Source organism: Ochrobactrum sp. SFR4, assembly GCF_019730395.1.
Taxonomy (GTDB): Bacteria; Pseudomonadota; Alphaproteobacteria; order Rhizobiales; family Rhizobiaceae; genus Pseudochrobactrum.
In genome coordinates, this window is record NZ_JAAPBB010000412.1 from 1 (window position 1) to 348 (window position 348).

At 53.7% G+C, this 348-nt stretch carries 1 protein-coding gene; it reads left to right on the forward strand.

The features are described from left to right. Positions 1 to 348: hypothetical protein (locus HBA93_RS19605; RefSeq protein ID WP_502910150.1), on the forward strand; the 348-nt coding region annotated here is incomplete at both ends.

Below are 348 nucleotides of genomic sequence, written 5' to 3' on the forward strand. Positions count from 1 at the left end.
GGTATGCGTGCCCTTGCCGATGCCAATGCACAGGCCAGTGCGGAAATGCTGGAATATACCCAAGGGCTGGCAGTGCTGCGTGCTGCCGGTTGTGCCGGTGAAAAATCCGTGCGTCTGCAACACAGTATTGAACATCTTGAAAAGATACAGGCGATTGGTCAGCGCAAAGGTGCCAAACCCAATCTGATGATTGCCTCGGTTATGGAACTGGGGCTGTTGCTGGTGGTGCTGATCGGCGCGGTTCTGGTTTTTCAGGGCTCACTTGAAGTCGCAGTACTGGCTGCTGTGGTGGTGATCATTGTGCGCTTCAGTGAGCCCTTGAGCAGTGTTATTCTGATGACGCTGATT